The 22574-nt window shown below is 38.0% G+C and carries 14 protein-coding genes; 7 read left to right on the forward strand and 7 right to left on the reverse strand.

The features are described 5' to 3' along the window. Positions 1-20: 20 nt before the first annotated feature. From AC1DDK_RS16435 to AC1DDK_RS16460, 6 genes are all read right to left on the reverse strand, one after another. Positions 21-1592, reverse strand: coding sequence for an exo-alpha-sialidase (locus AC1DDK_RS16435; RefSeq protein WP_337716276.1), 1572 nt, complete (start codon positions 1590-1592; stop codon positions 21-23). A 33-nt stretch (positions 1593-1625) separates the two neighbouring features. Further along, entirely contained in the window at positions 1626-2873 is a 1248-nt protein-coding gene (locus tag AC1DDK_RS16440; protein ID WP_288879378.1) for an MFS transporter, read from the reverse strand. A gap of 1 nt (position 2874) precedes the next feature. Continuing rightward, on the reverse strand, positions 2875-4053 hold the full coding sequence (locus tag AC1DDK_RS16445; RefSeq protein ID WP_288879379.1) for a galactose oxidase: 1179 nt from the start codon (positions 4051-4053) through the stop codon (positions 2875-2877). A gap of 17 nt (positions 4054-4070) precedes the next feature. After that, positions 4071-5000, reverse strand: coding sequence for a dihydrodipicolinate synthase family protein (locus AC1DDK_RS16450; protein ID WP_172663015.1), 930 nt, complete (start codon positions 4998-5000; stop codon positions 4071-4073). A gap of 70 nt (positions 5001-5070) precedes the next feature. After that, positions 5071-6615: a SusD family outer membrane lipoprotein NanU gene (gene nanU / locus AC1DDK_RS16455; RefSeq protein ID WP_337716278.1), complete on the reverse strand. Its 1545-nt coding sequence runs from the start codon at positions 6613-6615 to the stop codon at positions 5071-5073. An 18-nt stretch (positions 6616-6633) separates the two neighbouring features. After that, positions 6634-9930, reverse strand: coding sequence for a SusC/RagA family TonB-linked outer membrane protein (locus tag AC1DDK_RS16460; protein ID WP_337716279.1), 3297 nt, complete (start codon positions 9928-9930; stop codon positions 6634-6636). Between the two features lie 173 nt (positions 9931-10103). Between AC1DDK_RS16460 and AC1DDK_RS16465 the strand changes: the two genes are divergently transcribed. Together AC1DDK_RS16465 and AC1DDK_RS16470 are read left to right on the forward strand one after the other, a co-directional pair. Then, complete coding sequence (locus AC1DDK_RS16465) at positions 10104-10808, forward strand: FadR/GntR family transcriptional regulator (RefSeq protein WP_172663018.1); 705 nt, start codon at positions 10104-10106, stop codon at positions 10806-10808. Positions 10809-10852: 44 nt separating this feature from the next. Beyond that, positions 10853-13033 carry a bifunctional alpha,alpha-trehalose-phosphate synthase (UDP-forming)/trehalose-phosphatase gene (locus tag AC1DDK_RS16470; protein ID WP_172663019.1) on the forward strand — a complete coding sequence of 727 codons (2181 nt, stop codon included), beginning with the start codon at positions 10853-10855 and terminating at the stop codon, positions 13031-13033. Between the two features lie 4 nt (positions 13034-13037). Here AC1DDK_RS16470 and AC1DDK_RS16475 read toward each other — a convergent pair whose 3' ends face one another. Further along, complete coding sequence (locus AC1DDK_RS16475) at positions 13038-14822, reverse strand: glycoside hydrolase family 15 protein (RefSeq protein ID WP_172663020.1); 1785 nt, start codon at positions 14820-14822, stop codon at positions 13038-13040. Between the two features lie 169 nt (positions 14823-14991). Between AC1DDK_RS16475 and AC1DDK_RS16480 the strand changes: the two genes are divergently transcribed. From AC1DDK_RS16480 to porV, 5 genes are all read left to right on the forward strand, one after another. After that, positions 14992-15765 (forward strand): HAD-IIA family hydrolase, encoded by a 774-nt coding sequence (locus AC1DDK_RS16480; protein ID WP_172663021.1) that lies wholly within the window; start codon positions 14992-14994, stop codon positions 15763-15765. Positions 15766-15922: 157 nt separating this feature from the next. Further along, positions 15923-18298 carry an ABC transporter permease gene (locus AC1DDK_RS16485; protein WP_288879382.1) on the forward strand — a complete coding sequence of 792 codons (2376 nt, stop codon included), beginning with the start codon at positions 15923-15925 and terminating at the stop codon, positions 18296-18298. A 10-nt stretch (positions 18299-18308) separates the two neighbouring features. After that, positions 18309-20687: an ABC transporter permease gene (locus AC1DDK_RS16490; RefSeq protein WP_337716281.1), complete on the forward strand. Its 2379-nt coding sequence runs from the start codon at positions 18309-18311 to the stop codon at positions 20685-20687. 183 nt (positions 20688-20870) lie between these two features. Continuing rightward, positions 20871-21371, forward strand: coding sequence for a T9SS type A sorting domain-containing protein (locus AC1DDK_RS16495; RefSeq protein WP_172663024.1), 501 nt, complete (start codon positions 20871-20873; stop codon positions 21369-21371). Positions 21372-21375: 4 nt separating this feature from the next. Then, a complete protein-coding gene (gene porV, locus AC1DDK_RS16500) occupies positions 21376-22542 on the forward strand; it encodes a type IX secretion system outer membrane channel protein PorV (RefSeq protein WP_172663025.1) in 1167 nt (388 codons plus the stop codon). The last annotated feature ends 32 nt before the right edge of the window (positions 22543-22574 follow it).

Here is a 22574-nt window from a genome sequence, read left to right on the forward strand (position 1 = left end):
TGACCTTTTCCTGAACATAATTACTTAATGATATCACTTACCGGAACCCTTACAAATAGTAAACTGCTGATGCCTTCGTACAAAATACCAATGGTATTGTCGTCGATTTTAGTAAGCGCAGAATAGCCAAAAGAATCGCGTTCATCTATTAATAATTGATTGGCAGGCATCCATGTTTCGCCCATGTCCAAGCTAGCTTTAATGGTGATATTCCTTCTTGGTGCTTTGGAAACATTTGGATTACTAAAGAACAACACGTCTTTCAATACCCCTTTAACCTTAACTTTTGCTTTAATAAAACTTCCCATGCAAACAGGGTCTGCAAGTGTATTATAAGAGGTTGAGTGTGCTGTCCAGCTTTTACCCATATCGGTAGTAGTAGCGACGCTTCTAAAGCTTCCTCTGTTATCTCTCATATTTAGCATAATGGTTCCTGGAGTAGTTTCTACCAATTGGCTTTCGGTGGTATTGGATTTTGCACCGATACCGCTGTTCCATGATTTACCATGATCATCACTATATATTAATGTAGAATGCGGCATTTTTTGAGCATCCCAATATTGTGCAGGAAAAACAATCTTGCCATCTGACATAGCAATACCATTTCCTGGTCCAGGGAAAAATAATCTCCATTCCGGATTCTTTACCTGTGAAGTTATGCTATAAGGTTTGCTCCAGGTAAGTCCATCATCAGTACTGCTGGTTACCACAAATTGTCCTGTTTCTTCGGGTGTAAGGCCTGGACCAGAACCTGCAATAGAACGATTTCCTTTACTCCATAAAGCCGAAACCCATATGGTTTTGGTAACCGGATCAAACAAAACAGAAGGATCGCCTACACCGCTGTTTTCATCTGCACGACCCATGTTCATAATGGTTTTCATAGCATCCCATGTTTTACCGCCGTCAGTACTTCGGCTCATACCTACATCTATGTTTGCCGGAAGATCACCACTGTGATCATAGCGGATATCGTAAACCGAAATCAGGGTACCTTTGTTGGTAGTTACAATTCCCGGGATACGATAGGTATGCACATTTTCATCTTTAGGCTTACGCAATGCAATACCAAAAGGGTTAGGTGTATGTTTATTTTGATTAATCTTATAAGCTAAGCCAGATAAATCTGTAAAGAAGCCTGCATTCAGGTCTAATTTGTGATCTATATTGGCGTCGTTCTTTAAGCCAACACTAAGCCAGAAATAATGAATACCTGGTTTTAATTTCACATCAAAAGGAATTGTAAATTTATTGCCTGAAGGAACAGTGCTTCCAATTGATTTAGCGCTGTTAAAGTCAGGTTTTTCATTACTCTGATATATTTCTAGCTTAGCTATATCTTTTATTACTTCTTTATTGACAGATCCGGAAATGGCGTTATAGGCAATTTCATGATTTCCTGCCGGTATGTTTACCTCAATACGCAGGTAAGCATTTGCCTCTATTCTTTTAAATATTGGGTTCTCTGTAGAAACAGTGCTAATTTTTATAGCGTTTGCACCTGTTTCTGTATATATTTTTTTGCTACATGAGGTAATGCCTAATACAATAATCATTACCAGAATAGCTTTCATTATATTTCTCTGTGTCATTATCTTATATCAATCTATTTAACTATCAAACTACTACGCATCAACAAAATCATTATGTTGTGGACGCAAAAAATAAAGCTGAACAACCAATGCAATGACCACAATCCCTGCAAGCATTGCGAAATCTTTACCAAGGCTGCCGGCATCAGAAGATTTGCCTAACAAATCGGTAATAAAAGCGCCGAAGAATACGCCCGTCATATTCATCAATCCGTATGCTGTTGCCCTATATCGGGCCGAAACAAATTGACAAAGAATGGGCATATTGTTGGCATCAAACATTCCAAAGCCTAAACCAAAGCAAATAGCCGCTCCCACAACATGAAAGAGTGAGTGGCCAAAGCCCAGTAATAATAAGGATGGAATGGTTAATGCCAAACCAATTGCACTGGTATAAATACGCCCTTTAATGTTTTTCTGCACCCATTTATCAGACAAAATACCCCCAAATATTACCCCTAGAAAGGAAGAAGCCGCTATTGTAATGGTTGACAGTGGCCCGGCAGTGGCCATTGGAATATTTAAATTCTGCGCAAATAATGTAGGCAACCAATTCTTTGCCGCCCAACCGGGTAAACTTGGAACTGCAAAATAAAACAGAATAATCCAAAAGGAAATATTTGTAAACAGCAACCACAATCCTTTAAAAAGCGAGGGTTTAGTGCTAATTATAATTTTATCGGATACCATTTCATCATCATTTACCTTTTTCTCTCTTAAAAAGAGGATTAAGATAAACGAGTAAACAATACCCGCTATTCCGAACCAATGAAAGGTAGATTGCCATGAGAACTTGTCGGCAATGGTTGCTCCAAAACCACCTAAGGCCTGGCCCATGTACAGTCCTGTCATGTGAATACCTATAGCCAAAGATCGTGTTTTAGGTGAATGGAAATCGGCGATTAAAGATAGCCCTGCAGGAATGTAAAGTGCCTCACTAACGCCCATTATCGCCCTTAACCAGTAGATCTGATTAAAAGTTTCGGCATAGCCCATTAAAAATGTAACTCCCGACCAAACAAATAGACTACCTACAATTAGCCATTTTCTATTGAATTTATCAGCTATAATTCCTGAAACAGGGCTCATAAAACCGTATATCCACAGAAAGATTGCCATCAGATAACCAAAGTTGGTAGCCGATTGGAGCTCTTCAATATCAATTTGCATTGCTGGCTTCATGGTCGATAGCATTTGTCTGTCCATATAATTTAATAATGCCACTACCCACAGTAATCCAACAAGCACCCAGGCATAATTATTTGTGTTTTTCTTTAGCATATTATTGTTTTTTTGAACCCTGATCTGTTTCTATTTTACCTATCATTACTGATGGTGTTCTGACACCGGGTTTTATTTCTCCGTTAGATAAAACAATATCATCGCCCCATTTGGTGGCAGTTGTGGTAACATGTGCCGGAAAAGGCAGCTGACCCAACTTAACCCAGGTATTTTTAGTGGTATTATATACCAGCTGTGTTTTATAAAAACCCTTATGATGAATGCTTAACTTATTCTTTTCTAAAGTGAGTTTATCTTTCTCTTTCTGGGACTGGGATGTAGCAATTTGAGATATGTAGTTTTCTATTTTATGAAAAACCTCTCCATTATCTCCGCATGTAACTAAAATGAGATCATTCGCTACGGCAATCCCTGCTCCGGCAGAAAAATTAATTGTTTGTTTGCCATCAGAAATATCAGCCAACTTTTGCCATATACCCACAGCAGAATCATAAGCGTAAGTTGTATGATGTAAATCACTAATTCCTGAAGGTGTTTTAGTACGGCCGCCTATTACAAAGATCTTGTCTGCCTGCGCTACAATCAAGGCGTTTGCCAGTGGCACCGGTAGGCTTAGTAATTTTTGCCATATTGGATCTTTAACATTTAGATCAAGCTTATAAAAGGCATCAGATGAACTTTTTTCTTTATCACCGCCCACCAGATAAACCACATTACCAATATGGGTAAGCCCGGTATTAGTAACTGCAATTGGCAAATCGGGTAATTTTTTTACAATGATATTTAATTCCGGAGTGTCCCAGGTAATGATAAATGCTTTGTCAGATAAACCGTTTTGACCTTCGCCCCCGGCGTAAACCACTCCCAAATCAGTTGAAGTATTCCCGCAATAAGCTACAGGTTCCGGTAGCTTTGATGTTTTTGTACTCCATACAAAGTGTCCGTTTTGCTTAAGCAGCATCTGAATCTTATCTGAATAATATTTTTTCCCTCCTTCCCAAGGCATTTTATCGGGAAAATTAGCGCCTCCAGCAATCAGAAGGACATCATTAAAAACAGCATTCACAGCACCCGCAAAGCCCAATGAAGTACTGCCATCTGCATTTTGCAGTTTTGCAGCTGTATACCATTGTACTCGCTCTATTACAGTTTCCTGGGCAGAAACATCAGTAATCATTAGCATAAAAGGGATTGATAAAGAAAATAAATATTTGTTCATAAGCCTATTAATAAAAACTAATGAGGCGCGTTTGATTTAAAAGTATTAAAATCAAGTGCTGCTACATCAGATTTAAAATGTTCAAACTGATTGCTATCCATGTTTTTAACGGGCAACCTAAACTCACCACAATCTATTCCAACCACTTTCATATAAGCTTTTCCTGTAGCTATACCACCGTATTTGCCTAACAATCTGATCATATCTATGGATTGCTGCTGCAGTGAATTAGCTTTTTTCAAGTTGTTGTTCTCAAAAGCATCGATCATATCATAGTATAAAGGAGCTGCATAGTTAAATGTACTGCCTACTGCACCTTTTGTGCCCAGCACTAATGCCGAAAGCATATTCTCATCGCGACCCCAGAGCATGTCGTACTTTCCATCTTTAAAGTTCATACAAGATAAGAAATCCATAAAGTCTTCGTGTGTATATTTTACTCCGGCAAAGTTTTCAATTTTACCATCAACGGCCTGCAATAAATCATACATGGCAAGGCCTACTCCTGTTAGCACGGGTATGTGGTAGTAATAGAAAGGCATATCTGGTACTACAGCAGCAATTTCTGCACAAGCTTTAGCCAGCATATCAACATTAGCAGGTTTAAAATAGAAAGGAGCAGTAAATGAAATAGCGTAAAGCCCAATCTGTTTAGCATACAAAGCAAGTTCTTTACAATCTGTAATGCTTGTACCACCTAAAAATAACATCACTTTAAAGTCAGGATCGTCATTGGTGCAATCGGCCCAGACTTTTGCTATTTGTTTTTTCTCGTCCGTAGACATAGAAACACCCTCTCCGGTTGATCCACAGATGAAAGCGCCTGTAATTTTATTGTGTTTTAAAAATCTATAGTAATCAGGAATAATAGTTAAGTTGATGGCTCCGTTATTGTCCATTGGAGTAAAAGGAGCGGCAATTAAGCCTTGTAATTTCTCGAAAATCATATAAGTGTTGAGTGTGTTTTTAAATCATTCGCGGGCAGCAGTAATTTACTCTACCCGCGAATGTTGTGAATTAAAATAAAGGATATCCGTCTGTTTGTGTTAACGCCCTATTGTTTGTCAAAGAGGTTCTGTCTATTGGCCACAACAACTTGTAGGTTTCTGAAGAGGCCAAACCAGTTTTAGCAAATACATAGTTATTGCCCATACGTCTGAGATCATACCATCTTTTTCCTTCTCCAATAAACTCTAACAAACGTTCCTGAAGTATCGCTTCCTTAGGGTCAGCATCTATAGCTTGATGAGGATAACCCAGAGTAGCCTCATTGTAGTTGCTGCCAAAGGCTCTTGCTCTAACAAGATTTATCTCTGTAGCAGGGCTTTCACCTAATGCAACCTTAGCCTCCGCTAAAAGTAATAACAGATCTGCATAACGATAAATTGGGAAGTCATTGGTAAAAGCCCTGCTTCCCGCATTTTGTTCTCCTTGGTACTTTTTCAGGAATGCTCCGGCTATTTTAAATGTACCCGCTGCTGGTTGAGAATAAGCTGCCTGTATTGTTAAGTTTTTGCGTAAGTCATTCTCATTAAATTTTCTGTAGGTAGCTATTTTAGTAGGGATTCTTAATAACCCACCATAGTTATCTGTAACCACATCAAATTTTCTTACAGCTAAAGAATCATAGAAATTAATGATTAAGCTAGTTTGCGGAACAAAGTTTCCAATAAAAGGTAGGGTAGCTTCATTCAGTTTATTTCTTGAAACAAAAATCACCTCGTTATTGTCTTTCCCGGTTGATGAAAACACATCTGCAAAATTATTTAATAATGATAATGCAGGAGCGCCAGACTGAATACTGGTCAACGCAGTTTTTGCTATTGTAGCATCAGCAGTGCCTCCCCCTCTGTAACTTGTCCACAAATGCACTTCTGCATTTAACATTTGAGTGGCAGATTTTGACCAGAATCCTTTTTTATTCTTAGCAGAGAAAGAATAATCGGTACCAAAATTTTCATTGGAAAGATCAATGTCCGATTTAATTAAGCTCATTACCTCTGCTTCAGTCGACGCAGGTTTCGCTAAATTTGAAATATCAATATCAACGGTAGGATCTGTTGCAATTACAGCTTTACCCCAACTCCTGTATAGCTGAAAATAGTAAAATGCGCGCATACCATAGGCAATACCTAAATAATTCTTTTTTGATGTTTCTGACACTATATTGGTAGTATTCAATTTATTAATCAAAAGATTAATCTGATTAATGTTATTGTAAAATCCTCCGAAATTACTAACTCCTGAATTATCGGCATCTAAAGTATGCAGCCACATGCGCTCCATGCCTTGAGTTGCTTCACCCGTAAATGTGGCAGTAGTACCTGGATCTGTTCCATATATGTCCGCACGTACCTCTCCCAGAAATTCAAAACTGGTATTATGATCGCGAAAACGGGTGTGAATTCCACTCACAAAAGCATCCACCTGATCCGGAGTTTTCCAATAGCTCGCATCACTTAAGTTGCTCACCGGACTTAAATTTAAATCTTTTTTACAAGAGCTAAGGGCTATTGCACTAATCCCTAAACAGATTAGAATATTTTTTATGTTCTTTTTCATATCGCTAATTCTTAAATATTAGAAACCAACTTGTACACCCATAATGAATGACCTTGCCGTTGGATAAGTACCTGTGTAAATACCAGTAACCACACCATCAGTATTAACCGGAGGTTCGGGAGAGGGACCAGAAAACTTGGTAATATAAAACAAGTTACTACCGGTTATATAAACTTTCATATTTGAAAGAACCTTAGATTTCTTTACCAAATTATTAGGTAGTGTATAAGCAAGTGTCACCTCTCTTAAAGCCAGATAATCACCCTTCTCATAAAATCGTGAGTTGTTACTATTCAATACTCCATTGCCATTATTTGCTCTTGTATAATTCTGTTTTGATCCTCCAACCTGGTCAGCATAATAAACTTTTGGCACATCTGTAACTGTATTTGTTGGCGACCATGCTTGTTTTTGCAATTCAATGTAGTTAAAGGTTCCTTGGTAGTTACCCAATGTTCTGGCGACCAAATCATTGTAAATGGTATGACCAACTGCAAAATCCCATCTGTTATACATGGATAAGCCTTTATAAGAAATGCTTGTATTAAAACCGCCAGTCCATATAGGGAAAATATTACCTAAATAAACCTGATCTCTGGAATCTATAATGTTATCTCCATTTACATCTTGCCAATTAACATCACCTGCAGTAATGCGTCCGTTTTTACCTGCGGCAAGATTTGGCCCTGTAATACCCGCAATTGCATCAGTACGATTACCGGCAATTGCAGCAACTTCAGCATCATCCTTAAAAACAGATACCTGTTTATAGCCATAAATATCTCCCAATGCCTGTCCTTCCTGTAACCCACCTACCCAAACAACCTGTCCGGATTTTGGATCAAAAATCTGTAGTCCACCCTGTCTATTTTTGTCATTACCGTTAAATGGTAATTGTAAAATCTTATTCTTAACAAATGAAGCATTTACACCGGCATTAATTTTCCAATCGCCTTTATCAAAGATGTTTGCATTGATAGCAAATTCATATCCTTTATTCTGATAGGTACCAAGATTTGTTCTTAACGAACCAAAACCGACATAGCTTGGTAAATCAAGATTTGTTAATAAATCACTTGTTCTTCTATCGTAGTAATCAAAAGTTAAACTAACTCTGTCCTTAAATAAACCTAAATCTAAACCGACATCTGTTGTTTTACTTTTTTCCCATCGCAAGTTGCCATTAATTACACCTGTATTTAAGAAACCTGCAGACCCATTATAATTAGTTTGCAATGCATAAACACCCTGAACCTCATAACGTCCCAATCCGGCAACGTTACCATTTTCTCCATAACTGATGCGTGGTTTTAAAGAAGAAATATAATTGCTTATCCCTGAATTAATAAAAAAATCCTCTTTATGCACATTCCATCCAGCAGACATACCAGGAAAAAAACCATTTCTGTTATCTTCAGCTAAACTAGAAACACCATCCAATCTGAATACAGCTGTAAACAAATATTTATTATCAAAATCATAAGCAAATCTTCCTAAAGCTGAAAGTATTTTATATTGAGATTTAGTAGAATAGTTGTTTGCACTTCCAGCAGCAAAGGTTGTAGAAGCATTAGCAGTAGGAATATCATCTGTAGGTGCATTCTGTCCGAAAACCTGCATTGCATATGAATTCACATTATAATACTCACCACCTGCCATTACATTAAAATTATGCTTGCCTCCTAAGGTTTTGGTGTAATTCAAAATACCATTGTATTGAGTCTGAAAATCTCTGGCAAAAGTATATATAGAGTTTCTTGTACTATTCCCTATAGTTCCTGAAAAAACATTGGCATAGGTTTGTGTAGATTTTTGAAAAGATTGGTCTAGTTTTTCATATAGGTAAGCATTTCCGGTAGCCTTAAAGTATAAGCCAGGAATAATATCCCATTTAACAGCTCCATTAACCACTACCCTGTTTACCTCATTTGAGCGATCTAGACGATTTAACCAATATAGTGGGTTACCATCCGTAACTCCATTTCCTGGATTTGGATTGGTTTTAGCTTCATCCAGCCATGGATTAAATGTAGGCCAAATTGCCATATTACGATATAGTGTATTAACATCACCTCCAATAGCACCAATTTGAGAAGAAGTAGACAAACTTACACCACTACTTACCTCGATATTAGGTTTAACTTTATAAGAACCGTTCACATCACCGGTGTATCTCTTATAATTTGAACCAACAATTACTCCATTTTCATTGTAAGCATCAAAAGCAGCAAAGTATTTCCCTTTATCATTTCCACCTGTAACATTTAGGTAGTGATCTTTAGTATAAGTATTTCTAAATAACACGTCCTCAACCTCGCCAGCATGATCTTTATACATAATCTGACCTCCATAAGGGTCGTCGAGAACACCCCATCCAGCAGGTAAAGTTGTTGTGCCTGCTACATATTTCTTAATATCAAACGTTGCAAGATCTGCAGGATTTGTAGAGAGTCCCAGACCTCTGGAGGCATTTACCTGGTCGAGACTTCTTCCCGCATTTAAATAACCTAAGCGGGTATAATAGATGTAATCCTTAGCATCCATATATTTATAACCCTCTCTGTTTTGGTTATACCCACCAGTAAATTTATAAGAGATCCGAGCAGATCCTGTTTTTCCAGTTTTAGTGGTAATTAGAATCACCCCATTGTTAGCACGCGCACCATAAATTGCAGTGGCAGATGCATCCTTAAGTAATTCAACAGATTCAATATTTTCTGATGCAATATCATTATATGCTCTTATAACTCCATCAACAATAACCAATGGCGCGCCCGGACTATTAATTGAAGCACCGCCACGGAGAAGAATTAAAGGAGACGCACCTGGCTGACCTGTACTATTAACTACCTGCAAACCAGAAACAGTACCTTGCAGTGCACTACCAATATTAGAACGTGGGGTACTTGCAAGTACTTCTTTATCAAGCTTCGCTATAGAATTAGTTACATTCCTTCGGTTCTGGGTACCATATCCAACAACCACTACTTCATCCAGTCCCTGTGTATCTTCTGCAAGCGTAATGTTTATTGTACTTTGATTTCCAACGGTAATTTGTTGGGTAATGAATCCGGTATAGCTAATTACCAGCACATCTCCGCTTTTTGCAGCAATGGCATAATTACCAGTTTCATTTGTGGCGGTTCCAATTTTGGTTCCTTTAATCAAAACACTAGCCATAGGTATGCCCTGCCCTTTGGCATCTACTACCCGTCCAGATATTTTAGAGTTTTGGCCTGATACAGTAAGCATGGCTATGCTTAAAATTAACGTTAGCAGGACTTGACTAACGTACTTTTGGTAAAGTCTTTTCATTGTTCTTTTGGTTAGGTTTTAGCATTATGTATAACATAATAAGACTAAGGTGTGACTTATATTTCTATATTGCAAGAAATATTAATATTATTTTTATTAACATTGTATAGGAATAGGAGCTAAATCATTATTTTAAGCCCTTTCTACCAACAAAAACATATGTATAACATAATATGACGCCTAACCCTACTGAATCCCTCATTCAATTAGATACCAGTTCGCTGGTTGATAAAGTTGAAGCCAATCTTGTTAAGCTCCTTGTAGAAAGGAAATTAAGAGTTGGTGATATTATACCTACAGAATTAGACCTATCCAGAAGTCTGGGAGTAAGTCGTACCGTTGTCCGCGAAGCGCTTTTAAGATTACGGATGATGGGACTTATAGATACGAAGAAAAAAAAGGGCTCTGTGATTACCAGTCCCGACATTTTCGGTATCATGAGCAAGAGCATGAATCCTCATATCCTTGATCAGGATACCCTTAGAGAGATATTTGAATTAAGACTTGTGCTGGAAATAGGAATGGCAGATCTGCTTTTTCAACGCATTACCCCAAAAGATATAGAAGAGTTAAAAGAGATTGTAAAAACTGAGCCTGATACCGCAAAAGACCACATATTCCATATTGATCATGAGATTATATTTCATGGAAAGCTCTATGAAATAGCAGGTAATGAAACACTAAAACGGTTTCAAAAAATGCTGCTGCCAATTTTTGATTATGTACACAATAGTGGTTTATTGAAAAAACCTGCTCAAATTCAAAAATTCGTATCTCATAAAGGACTGATCGACATCCTCGAAAATGGCTCACCTGAACTATTTAGAAACGGGATGAGAAATCACCTTGAAAACCATTTCTTAAGGATCTTTAGTTAATTTATTAAAACAAACAGGCTTTATCTTGGTTGTTTTAGTATAATATGCTAACTAATAACAAAACAATCATCCTATCAAACCGTTTACCAGTTAAGATTACAGAACAAAACGGTGAATACATACTTCGATCTAGTGAAGGCGGACTGGCAACAGGCCTGGGTTCCGTTTATAAACAAGGAAATAATGTCTGGATCGGCTGGCCCGGCATAGATGTTCCAAAAGAGCGGCAAGGAGAGGTTAAAAAACTACTTGCCACGCTTAATCTTATTCCTGTCTTTTTAACCACAGACGAGATTAATTTATACTATGAAGGGTTTTCGAACGAGATACTCTGGCCTGTTTTTCACTACCTTACCACATATGCAAACTTTGAGCAAGACTATTGGGATTCATACAAATCTGTAAATGAAAAGTTTAAAGATGCAGCAATAGAAGCAGTTAATGATGGCGATACCATTTGGATACACGATTATCAGCTACTTCTTTTACCTTGCCTAATCAGAAGAGAAAAACCTTTGGTTACCATCGGTTTCTTTCAGCACATACCTTTTCCATCTTACGAAATTTTCAGATTGATCCCGTGGAGAGAAGAACTTATTTCAGGTATGCTTGGAGCGGATCTTCTGGGCTTCCATACCTTTGACGATGTAAGGCATTTTCTAAGTGCTGCATCAAGGCTATCAACTAGCAAGTTATCAGATAATGTGATCATTCACAAAGACCGGCAAGTTGTGGTAGAAGCCTTTCCAATGGGAATTGACGCTGATAAATTTGAAGAACTAACTATGCATGCAAAAGTAGCTAAGCACTCAGCTTCATTTAAAGCAAGTCAGGAGGGTCTTAAAATAATTCTAACTATCGACAGGTTAGATTACAGCAAAGGTATCATTCAACGTTTACAAGCTTTAGAACTATTACTTCAGCTCCATCCGGAATACAAAGAAAAGATAGCACTGTATATGATTGTAGTGCCATCAAGAGATACCGTTCCTAAATATAAAGAGCTTAGGGATCATATTGATCAACTGGTCGGTAACATTAATGCAAGGTTCAGGACAATAGACTGGGTACCCATTCATTATTTCTACAGATCATTTTCTGTTGAATTTCTTTCAGCTCTATATAGCACGGCCGACATCTGCCTGGTAACGCCCATGCGCGATGGAATGAATCTGGTGAGTAAAGAATATGTGGCCTCCCGTACAAATAACGATGGTGTTTTAGTTTTAAGCGAAATGGCTGGAGCATCTAAAGAATTAAATGATGCTTTAATAGTTAACCCTAATAACATTGGCGACATTATGCGGGCAATTGTACGGGCAATAGATATGCCTATTGAAGAACAAAATGCGCGTATGTCTAGTATGAGACATATCGTTAAAAAATTCAACATCCACCTGTGGGTTAAAAATTTTATGGATAAACTAAAAGAAGTAAAACAATTGCAAGAATCTCTATTAACAAAACACGCAGTACAATCAGTAAAAGATCAAATAGCATTAGATTATAAAAAATCAAAAGATCGATACATATTTTTAGATTACGATGGCACTCTGGTTGGTTTTCATGGCGATATAGACAAAGCTTCCCCAGATCAGGAACTATATGATATATTAAATAAACTGAGTTCTGATCCGGCAAATCGGGTAGTACTCATCAGTGGTCGCAGGTATCAAACCCTACAACAATGGTTCGGACATTTAAATCTGGATATGATTGCGGAACATGGTGCCTGGCAAAAGCAGCTTAACGAAGAGTGGAAAGCACTTCCATTATTAACAGATAAGTGGAAACAAGAGGTTAAGGCAGTTTTAGATACCTACACAGACAGAACTCCGGGTTCATTTATAGAAGAGAAGAGTTATTCTTTAGTATGGCATTACAGAAAAGTAGAAAAAGGATTGGGCGAACTGCGTGCCAACGAGATCATAAATCATTTACGTCTGTTCATTGCCGATAAAGGCTTGCAAATGATGCCGGGCAATAAGGTTATAGAGTTCAAAAACATAGAAGTAAACAAAGGTAAAGCTGCGCAAAACTGGTTATACAATCAAAATCCCGATTTTATAATTGCCCTGGGCGATGATCATACAGATGAAGATATATTTAAGGCATTACCGCCAGAAGCCTATACTATAAAAGTGGGCAGCAATATATCTGCTGCCCGCTATTATCTTAGAGATTATAAAGAAGTAAGAGAAATGCTTCGTTCTCTTACTAAATAAAACATTATAAGAATATCGGCCTGTCTAGCTTTATTGCAATACGATGGGCCGCATTCATCAACCCAACATGACTGTAAGCCTGGGGAAAATTACCCCACTGACTTCCATCATTTTCATCAACATCTTCACTAAAAAGCAGTAAATGGTTGGCATAATTGATAATTGATTCAAATTCTTTTATTGCATCATCTACCCTGCCCACACACGCCAGTGCCTCTATGTACCAAAAGGCACAAATCAGAAAAGTACTTTTGGGTTTCCCAAAATCGTCGGTATGCAAGTATCTGTAGAACAAACCGCGCTCGGCTTTCAGTTCCTTTTCTAATGCGATCAGGTGATCTTTAGCTCTTTCAGATTGAGGATCAAGGTAGTTCATCAAAATAAGCTGCAGCGTACTTGCGTCTAAATGCGGGCTATTAACCGCATGCGTATATACCTTACGAACAGGATCATAACAATCCTCTATATGCTGTGCTGCTTTCTCGATCAGTACTGTTGCTCTATCTTCATATTCCTTATTGCCTATGGTTTTGGCCATTTTTAAAGCCGCATTAGCGCCCGCCCATTGAAAAAGATTGGTGTAACAATGCATATTCGCTATATTCCTGAACTCCCATAAACCCGCATCCTTTTCATCAATAGTGCGTTCGATTTTAGCTAACAGATAATCCAGCCATTGGGTAGAATCCTGTCGTTCTCTAAAAATAAACCTATGATCTGTATACAGCGGAAGCATAGAGACCAATACCTGCCCGTAAATATCATTCTGTATGTGCTCATAAGCCTGATTACCTACTCTTACCGGCTTATTGCCTTTGTATCCCTTAATGTTTCTCAAAATCCGCTCAGTAAGTATCCTTTCGCCGGCGATACCAAACAATGGCTGATACCTCACATCATCTCTAAAAGATATATCTGTTATATAATTAAAGTACTTCTCCATTTCCTCGAAATGGCCAATATGGTTTAATGAGGTAATTACGTAATAAGTATCCCTCATCCAGCAATATCGATAATCCCAGTTCCTTTTGCTACCAGGCGATTCCGGTAAACTTGTTGTACTGGCTGCAATTATTGCCCCAGTATCCTCATACTGGTGAATCTTCAAAACAAGTGCAGAGCGGATTACCATGTGCTGATAAAATCCTGCAATTGTTGAGTGCTTAATCCATGTTCTCCAGTATTTAATGGTTTCTCTTAAAAATCGTTCTGCGGTGCTTACTATAGGGGCATCCAGTTCGTGTCCATAGGTTAAGATTAAGTATTTAGGTTCATTTAATGCAAAAAATTTCTCGTCTTCAATGTAACTCAAAGAGATATTGGTACTTAGCTGCATATCTTCGTCAGCTCCGTTAAACTCTATATGATTACTTCCACGATGCCCTTTTTGTTTTATCGAACCATAATTATAAACCGGTTTGCATTTTACCCTAACCCTGGGGTTTCCTTCAATAGGTTCTATCTTCCTAATCAGCATTAAAGGCTTGTAGTAACGCTCATGCTGATAAAATCTGGGTGCAAAATCAGTTATTCTATACCTGCCTTCGGCATTGGTTATTTCTGTACAAAGTACATTTGTGTTTTCCAGATAAAACTGACTCGAAGTAAATTCGCCATTTGGCCGAATGGAGAACTCTCCTCCTTTATTTTCATCCAATAATCCGCCAAAAACGAAAGAGCTGTCAAATCTTGGCCAGCAAAGCCAATCAACATTAGTGTTTTTATTTATATGCGCCAGGTAAGCGCAATTGCCAATAATTCCCGTTTGATATGTGTGTCTTTCTGTCATCTATTATTCAATTGGTGTATATTATAACAACACGACAACCTATATATTGTTCTTTTTAGTTCCTAAAAATTAATATTGAACAGCATTATGACTGATAATTATTATTAATTTTGAGTAAGAGAATTGAAGCAGTAACGATTTCAATTTTTCTTATAAATAAAAAACACCTATGAAACAAGGACTTTTAATTGACATGGATGGCGTCATCTACAGTGGAGAAGAAATGATTTTTGGAGCCGATAAATTCATAAAGCATCTTCTTGACAATGATATACCCTTTGCTTTTATGACCAACAACAGCCAGCGAACAAGCCTTGATGCTGTGAGAAAGCTAAAGCGGCTAGGGATCACTGTAGATGCGAAACACGTATACACCAGTGCCATGGCCACAGGTAAATTCCTTGGCGATCAAAGTCCTAATGGGACTGCTTACGTTCTGGGAGAAGGTGGCTTATTAACCAGTTTACATGAAAATGGAATTACCCTGGTTGATACAGATCCGGAATTTGTTGTATTAGGTGAAGGAAGAAACTTTACCCTGGAAATGGTTCAGAAGGCAGTTGACATGATTCTGGCCGGAGCAAAATTTATTACTACAAACAGAGATCCTTCCCCTAAAAAACCAGGTTGGAACAATTTGGGCATTGCAGCCACAACAGCCATGATTGAAGAAGCAACCGGAATAAAGGCATTTGTAATAGGCAAACCTAGTCCGGTTATGATGCGTTCGGCGCGAAAATTCCTTGGCCTGGAAACTGCAGAAACAACGGTTATAGGAGATACTATGGAAACTGATATACAGGGAGGTATACAAATGGGTTATAAAACCATCCTGGTTTTATCAGGAATTTCTGATCAGAACCAGCTTGGCCGTTATGCTTTTAAACCAGATATGATTGTTGGCTCGGTTGATAAAATTGTTTTCCCTCTTAAGTGGTGGTAACTCAGGTGTATTTTACTACGCAAATTATTTTGTTCAAATATGAACATAAACTGTTCATAACCGAACAGTAAAAGGTAATTAAGCAGTCCTGGCCCACTTAAAATCGGTTTCCTCGTATTGGCATATCAATTGAATTAACCCACGAAATAACAAGGCCATGTTTAAACACCACCTGCTGCTGATCTACAGAAACTTTAAGAGATACAAAAGCTCTTTCTTCATCAATCTGATTGGTCTGAGTGCAGGGCTTTCCTGTACTTTACTAATTTACCTATGGGTAAACGACGAAATACAGATCGATCGCTTTCATAATGAAAGACTCTATCAGGTGATCCAGAATGAGCACCTCACAGATGGAGTCCAAACGGTAGAGGGCACACCTGGAATTCTGGCCGAAACAATGGCAAAAGAAATACCCGAAGTTGAAACTGCAGTTGCGACCTCGCCGGGTTTTTGGCTAGGTCAGAGTAAAGTATCGGCAAATCATCAACCTGCTATAAAAGCAGCAGGCAAATTTGCAGGACCGGATTTCTTTAAAGTATTTTCTTACCCACTGATTACTGGCAACAAAAACGAAATACTCTCTGGTAAAAAAACTGTTGCTATTTCAGAAAGCATGGCTATGAAACTGTTTAATAGCACAGATGTAGTTGGTAAAGAAATGGTTTGGAGCAATACTGAAATGCAAGCCGAAAACCATGCATTGATCTCAGGGGTCTTTAAGGATATCGGCACAAATTCCTCAGAGCAATTTGATTTTTTAGTCTCTTACGATGTGTTGTTAGGCCCTGAAGGAAATTCCGGTTACCGCAAGTGGACAAACTATGGCCCAAGCACATTTGTAGTTCTTAAAAAAGATGCAGATCCCAAGCTATTCAATACCAAAATCAAGAATTATTTAAAAACAAAAGGTGTAAAAAACTATACCCTATTCATCAGGCCATTTGCCCAAAGCTATTTGCATAATCAATTTGAAAATGGCAAAGTTGCCGGCGGAAGAATAGCCTATGTAAGGCTATTTTCGCTTATTGCGGTCTTTATTCTAATCATTGCCTGTATCAATTTCATGAACCTTTCTACTGCAAAAGCATCCAGAAGATCAAAAGAAGTTGGGGTTAAAAAGGTAATGGGGGCACCAAGAGGATCATTAATCGTGCAATACCTTTCAGAATCGATACTGCTAACCATTATGGCCGTATTTGTTTCGCTATTGGCAGTAGAGCTTATGTTGCCGCAGTTTAACCAGATCACTGGCAAACACTTAACTTTACAATTCAACACCACACTCATATTATCCATACTTGGTGTAACCATCTTTACAGGTTTACTTTCCGGTAGTTATCCTGCTTTGTATCTTTCAGGCCTTAAGCCTTCTGCAGCTCTAAAAGGAAAGCTTCAGCTTTCAGCAGCAGCATTGCTAACAAGGCAAGGACTTGTAGTTTTTCAATTTGCTTTTTCAGTGATCCTGATTGTAGCCGTTCTTATCATCTATAAACAAATTGAATATGTACAGAAATCTAATCCTGGCTTTAAAAAAGATAACGTATTGTATTTTGAAACAAACGGCAAGCTTAAAAACAATATAAATTTTGTGATAAATGAAGTAAAGAAAATAGATGGTGTTGTAAATGCATCAAGTATAGATCGGGAACTACTTGGTGATTTAAGCTATACCCTTGGCGACTTTGGATGGGAAGGAAGAGATCCTAAAGAAGTCGTTAAATTTCAACGTGCAGATGTCAACGCAGGCTTGATAGAAACCCTTGGAATAAAAATGGCCGCAGGGAGAAGTTTTTCTGAACGATTTGGTTCTGATACTTCTAAAGTCATCATTAATGAAGCTGGTATTAAGGTAATGCGCTTAAAAGATCCTGTGGGTAAAATTTTTAAGCTGTGGGGTAACGATATGCAGATCATTGGTGTTGCAAAGGATTTCCATTTTGAATCTCTGCATCGAAAAGTTGGCCCCATGTTTATCAGATATAAACCTACACACACCAACAGGGTAATGGTAAAGATAAAAGCAGGAAGTATAAAGCCGGTAATAGAAGAACTTCAAAAATTCAATACCCAATACAACCCTGAATATACATTTGATTATAAATTTCTGGATCAGGATTTTCAAGCTCAGTATGTAGCAGAAACCCGGGTAGCAGTATTATCAAGATACTTTGCAATGTTGGCAATAGTAATTTCCTGCTTAGGCCTGTTTGGACTAGCCACCTTCACTGCCGAAAAACGATTTAAAGAAATTGGCATCAGAAAAATTTTAGGGGCTTCAGAATTCAATGTAGTCTATATTCTGTCTAAAGATTTCACTAAACCTGTACTCATTTCTATTCTAATTGCCTTGCCTATCGGATATTTTCTAGGCAAAAATTGGTTAGACTCATTTGCATATCGAATTGATTTAAAACTTTGGTTTTTTATAGTCTCCGGTTTTTTAGCCTTTCTCATCTCTCTTGCAACTGTCTTTTTTCAGGCATTTAGAGCTGCTAAGATGAGCCCTATTGAGGCAATTAAAGCTGAATAATATTAATGGCATGTACCTTTTAGCATTAAAAATCGCGCTTCGAAACCTTTGGAAAAACAAGGGGTTTTCTCTGATTAATATCGGAGGATTAGCTATTGGCCTAACCTGTTGCTTAGTATTACTGCTCTACGTAAATTACGAATGGAGTTACGATAAGCAATTCAAAAATATCGGTCGTATCTACTCTGTTTATGATAATGATATCATGAGCGACCGCATTATCACTAATCGTGCTTATTGTACCCCAAATCAGCTTGCTGCAACCATTATGCAAACCGTCCCTGGTGTAGAACAGGTAAGCAGAATGGCCGAAAGAGATGAAAGCCCATTTAGATATAAACACAACGCATTCAACAAAAACCTGATTTTCGCAGATCCATCCTTCTTAAAAATATTTGACTACAATTTTATTAAGGGAGACTCTTCAAGCGCCTTATCAACTCCTAATTCAGCTATTATAACTGAACAAACTGCTAAAATCTTATTTGGAGAGGAAGATCCTATTGGCAAAGTGATAAGATACGATAACCGAAGTGACTTAATGGTTACGGCCGTAATTGCCAATCATGCTCAAAACCAAACCTATCGCTTTGATGTATTAATACCCTGGGCATTTTTAGAAAATGAAAGCCCGTGGTATAAAAAAATGGGCTGGACTGATGGCGCTTTGAACACTATAGTAATGCTTAAAGATGCACAACAATTTGCCTCGGCAGACCAACAGGTTAGAAAAATCTTTAAGCAAAACACAAATGACAGCTATATAGAATTCTTTCTTTTTCCATTAAAAAAAAACCATCTATACGATCAGTTTGAAAATGGTGAACTTTCAGGCGGCCGCATAGATCAAATAAAATTATTTCTTTTGCTTGCAGTTTGTGTGCTATTTATTGCCTGCATTAACTACATGAATCTGTCTACCGCACGATCAGAAAAACGTGCAAAGGAAATCGGGATCAGAAAAACCCTTGGATCCAGCAGGCAATCTATTGCATGGCAGTTCATATTAGAGTCGCTCCTCTTGTCTTTCATGGCGCTGCTTATCGCTTTTATTTTATTAGAAACTGTGCTTCCCTACTTTAACAATCTATTAGCAATTGATTTGACAATAGATTATGGTTCATATGAAGTATGGGCTATACTTATTGGCTTAACATTAATTACAGGGCTGCTCGCAGGCAGCTACCCCGCTCTATATTTATCGTCGCTTATACCCCTTAAGATATTAAAAGGCATAAAAGGAGCAGGCAAAACTTCGTTGCCTATTCGTAAAATACTGGTAGTAATCCAATTCGGTTTTTCAATATGCATGATCATTTGTGCTATAGTGGTACGAAATCAAATCAGCTATATGAACAACCGACCTCTTGGTTTCAACAAGGACAACCTGGTTCAGATTGGACGTCTGGGTGTTTTGAGAGACTCTGGGAAACTTCAGCTTTTCAAATCAGAATTAATTAAATCGGGAGCTATAGTTTCTGCAACAGAGACTACAAACGGGCTCACCAACAACTATGTAAGCACAGAAAAGATAAAATGGCCCGGCCAGCTAAAAAACGAACAAGTAGCCATGCAACTTAGATTTTCAGGTTACGATTTCACCAAAACAATTGACGCAAAGATATTACAGGGAAGAGACTTCAGCAGAGAATTTGGCAATGATACGACCAAAGTAATTTTAAATGAAACTGCTGTAAAAACAATGAATCTTAAAGATCCGATTGGTGCAAAAATAAAAAATGACGATTGGAACGAAACATTCACAGTTATTGGCGTAATGAAAGATTACAACTATTCATCGCTTGGAACCAAAGTAAGTCCGTTGCTTTTCTTTTATAGCGAGACCAGTCCAGGCACTATCATTATGCGTTTAAATCCATCACAAAGCATAACCACATCTACACAAAAAATTAAAGAACTAAGCCTAAAACTAAACCCAGATTATCCATTTCAAATAGACTTTGTGAGTGAAAGGATTGCTGATAAATTAAAAAGTGAAAAATTACTGAGTATATTTTCAAATGTATTTGGTGGCTTTGCGATATTTATATCTTGTCTCGGCCTGTTAGGTCTGGCACTGTATATTGCCGAGCAGAGGAGCAAAGAAATCAGTATCCGGAAAGTAATTGGGGCCAACCTAAAGGATATACTTATTTTACTAAACAAGGATTTTATCAAACTCGTTATTCTATCAAACATGATAGCAATTCCTGCTGCATATATTATAACAACAAGCTGGCTTCAAAAATATGATTATAAAATCGGTCTGAATATGTGGCCATTTATAACTGCTTTTGTTTTATCCATATTTATTGCTGTATTAACTGTGAGCCTTCAAACTTTTAAGGTTGCCAGAGCAAATCCTGTTGATGCGTTAAAATACGATTAATAACCCCTTCTTGTATTGCATCAGAAGGATGCACATTCGACACATATTCTTATTCTAAAGCGCGCAGTTTACTAATTAAAAACTGCATTTCACATAACAGTTTTTACACCCTGCATACTCCTATCATCACCCAATATTACTTATCTGTAATTTTGGCTATATCTATAATTAATCCCTCTCTCGATGAAAAAAAGATATTTGCCAATATTTGGCATATTCAGTTTTACTGCTGTCGCAAATGCGCAACAAGCAGAACTCCAACGATCCGTTATAGCCAGCGCAGGAGGCTCGGCAGAGATCAACAATACCATTTTCCAATACACCATAGGTGAGGTTCTGGTAACAGCCATAGAAAACTCTCCCCTATTAGTAACACAAGGTTTCCAGCAACCAGAAGTTAATGGCAGCACACCCGAACCACAAGCTCCTCTTATAACAGGTTTTATTGTTTACCCGAACCCGGCAAACAGCCAAACCAAACTTGAATTTGATTTGGTAATGGACGATATGGTGAACATACAACTGGTAAATAATGCAGGCCAAACCGTAAGAAACATCTCATTAAAAATGCTGGCGGGCAAAGCAAACTATATTTTACCCTTAGGTGGTTATCCTTCGGGCTTATATTATGTAGTTCTCAAAGCTAGCAGAAGAACCTATTCCGAGAAACTGGTTATACAATAAACTTATGAAAACAAACATTTACCTTGCTACAGGCCTTTTGGCTTGTCTGGTATGTTGGTGCCAGAACAGTTTTGCGCAGCAAGACAACAGAGTAGTCCAAAGCGGAGCTGCTTTCTTATTACTAAGTGCAGATGCCAGAAACTCAGGAGTAGCTGAGGCAGGCACCGGACTAGATGTGGATGCCAATTCTTTATACATTAATCCGGCAAAGATCACCTTCGGCGAAAAAATGAGCTTTAGCGCATCGTATACCCCATGGATGAAACAGCTCAGCAAAGATTCTCATCTGGGATACTTTACCGCATTCAGGCAATTAAACGATAGAGAAGCGTTGGGGTTATCTGTTAAATATCTGGATTTAGGCTCAATTGCTTTTAGAGACGAAACAGGAGGCCTCATAGAACAATATAAGGCTAGCGAATTTAGTATAGATGCCAGCTATGCACGCAAATTCGGTGAGACCTTTGGGATGGCGTTAACCGCCCGATATTTTAGAAGTGATATTGGTAAAGGAACGTACAATAATTTAGAGCTCACTCCAACAGATGCTTTTGCTGCCGATGTATCTATTTACTCGAATCGGGAACTACAAAATGGCCGTTATTCAAGAAGTTTTAGCTGGGGTGTAAATTTAAGTAATATTGGTACTAAGCTTAAATATTCTGATAGCCAGACCAGCTTTTTACCTATGAACCTAAGGGTGGGCGCTGGTTATAATTTTTATGCAGCTCCCGAAAGTAGACTTACCATTTTGCTTGATATAAATAAATTAATGGTGCCTACCCCACCAAGATACAAAAAAGATAATGATGGTAATTTTACTACTGAAATAGAAAAAGGTAAAGACCCCAACAGAAGTGTCACAAGTGCTTTGTTTACTTCATTATTTGATGCACCCGGAGGATTTAAAGAAGAACTATCAGAGTTCACCATTGCAGGTGGATTAGAGTTTTCTTACTACAATCGTTTTTTTATAAGAACGGGCTATTTCTATGAAGATCCTGAAAAGGGCAACAGACAGCATCTGGCAGCCGGAATAGGTCTTAATGTCAATCCCTTAAGAATAGATATCAGCTATATATTCCCTACCGAGGATCGCTATGTGCTGAGAAATTCTATGCGATTTACATTATGCTTTACCCCCGGGGCCTCCAAACTATCAGCAAATTAATCAATGTCTTGAAACCTTAAAAAGTGATCAAC

This window comes from Pedobacter sp. 05T44, from assembly GCF_056395985.1.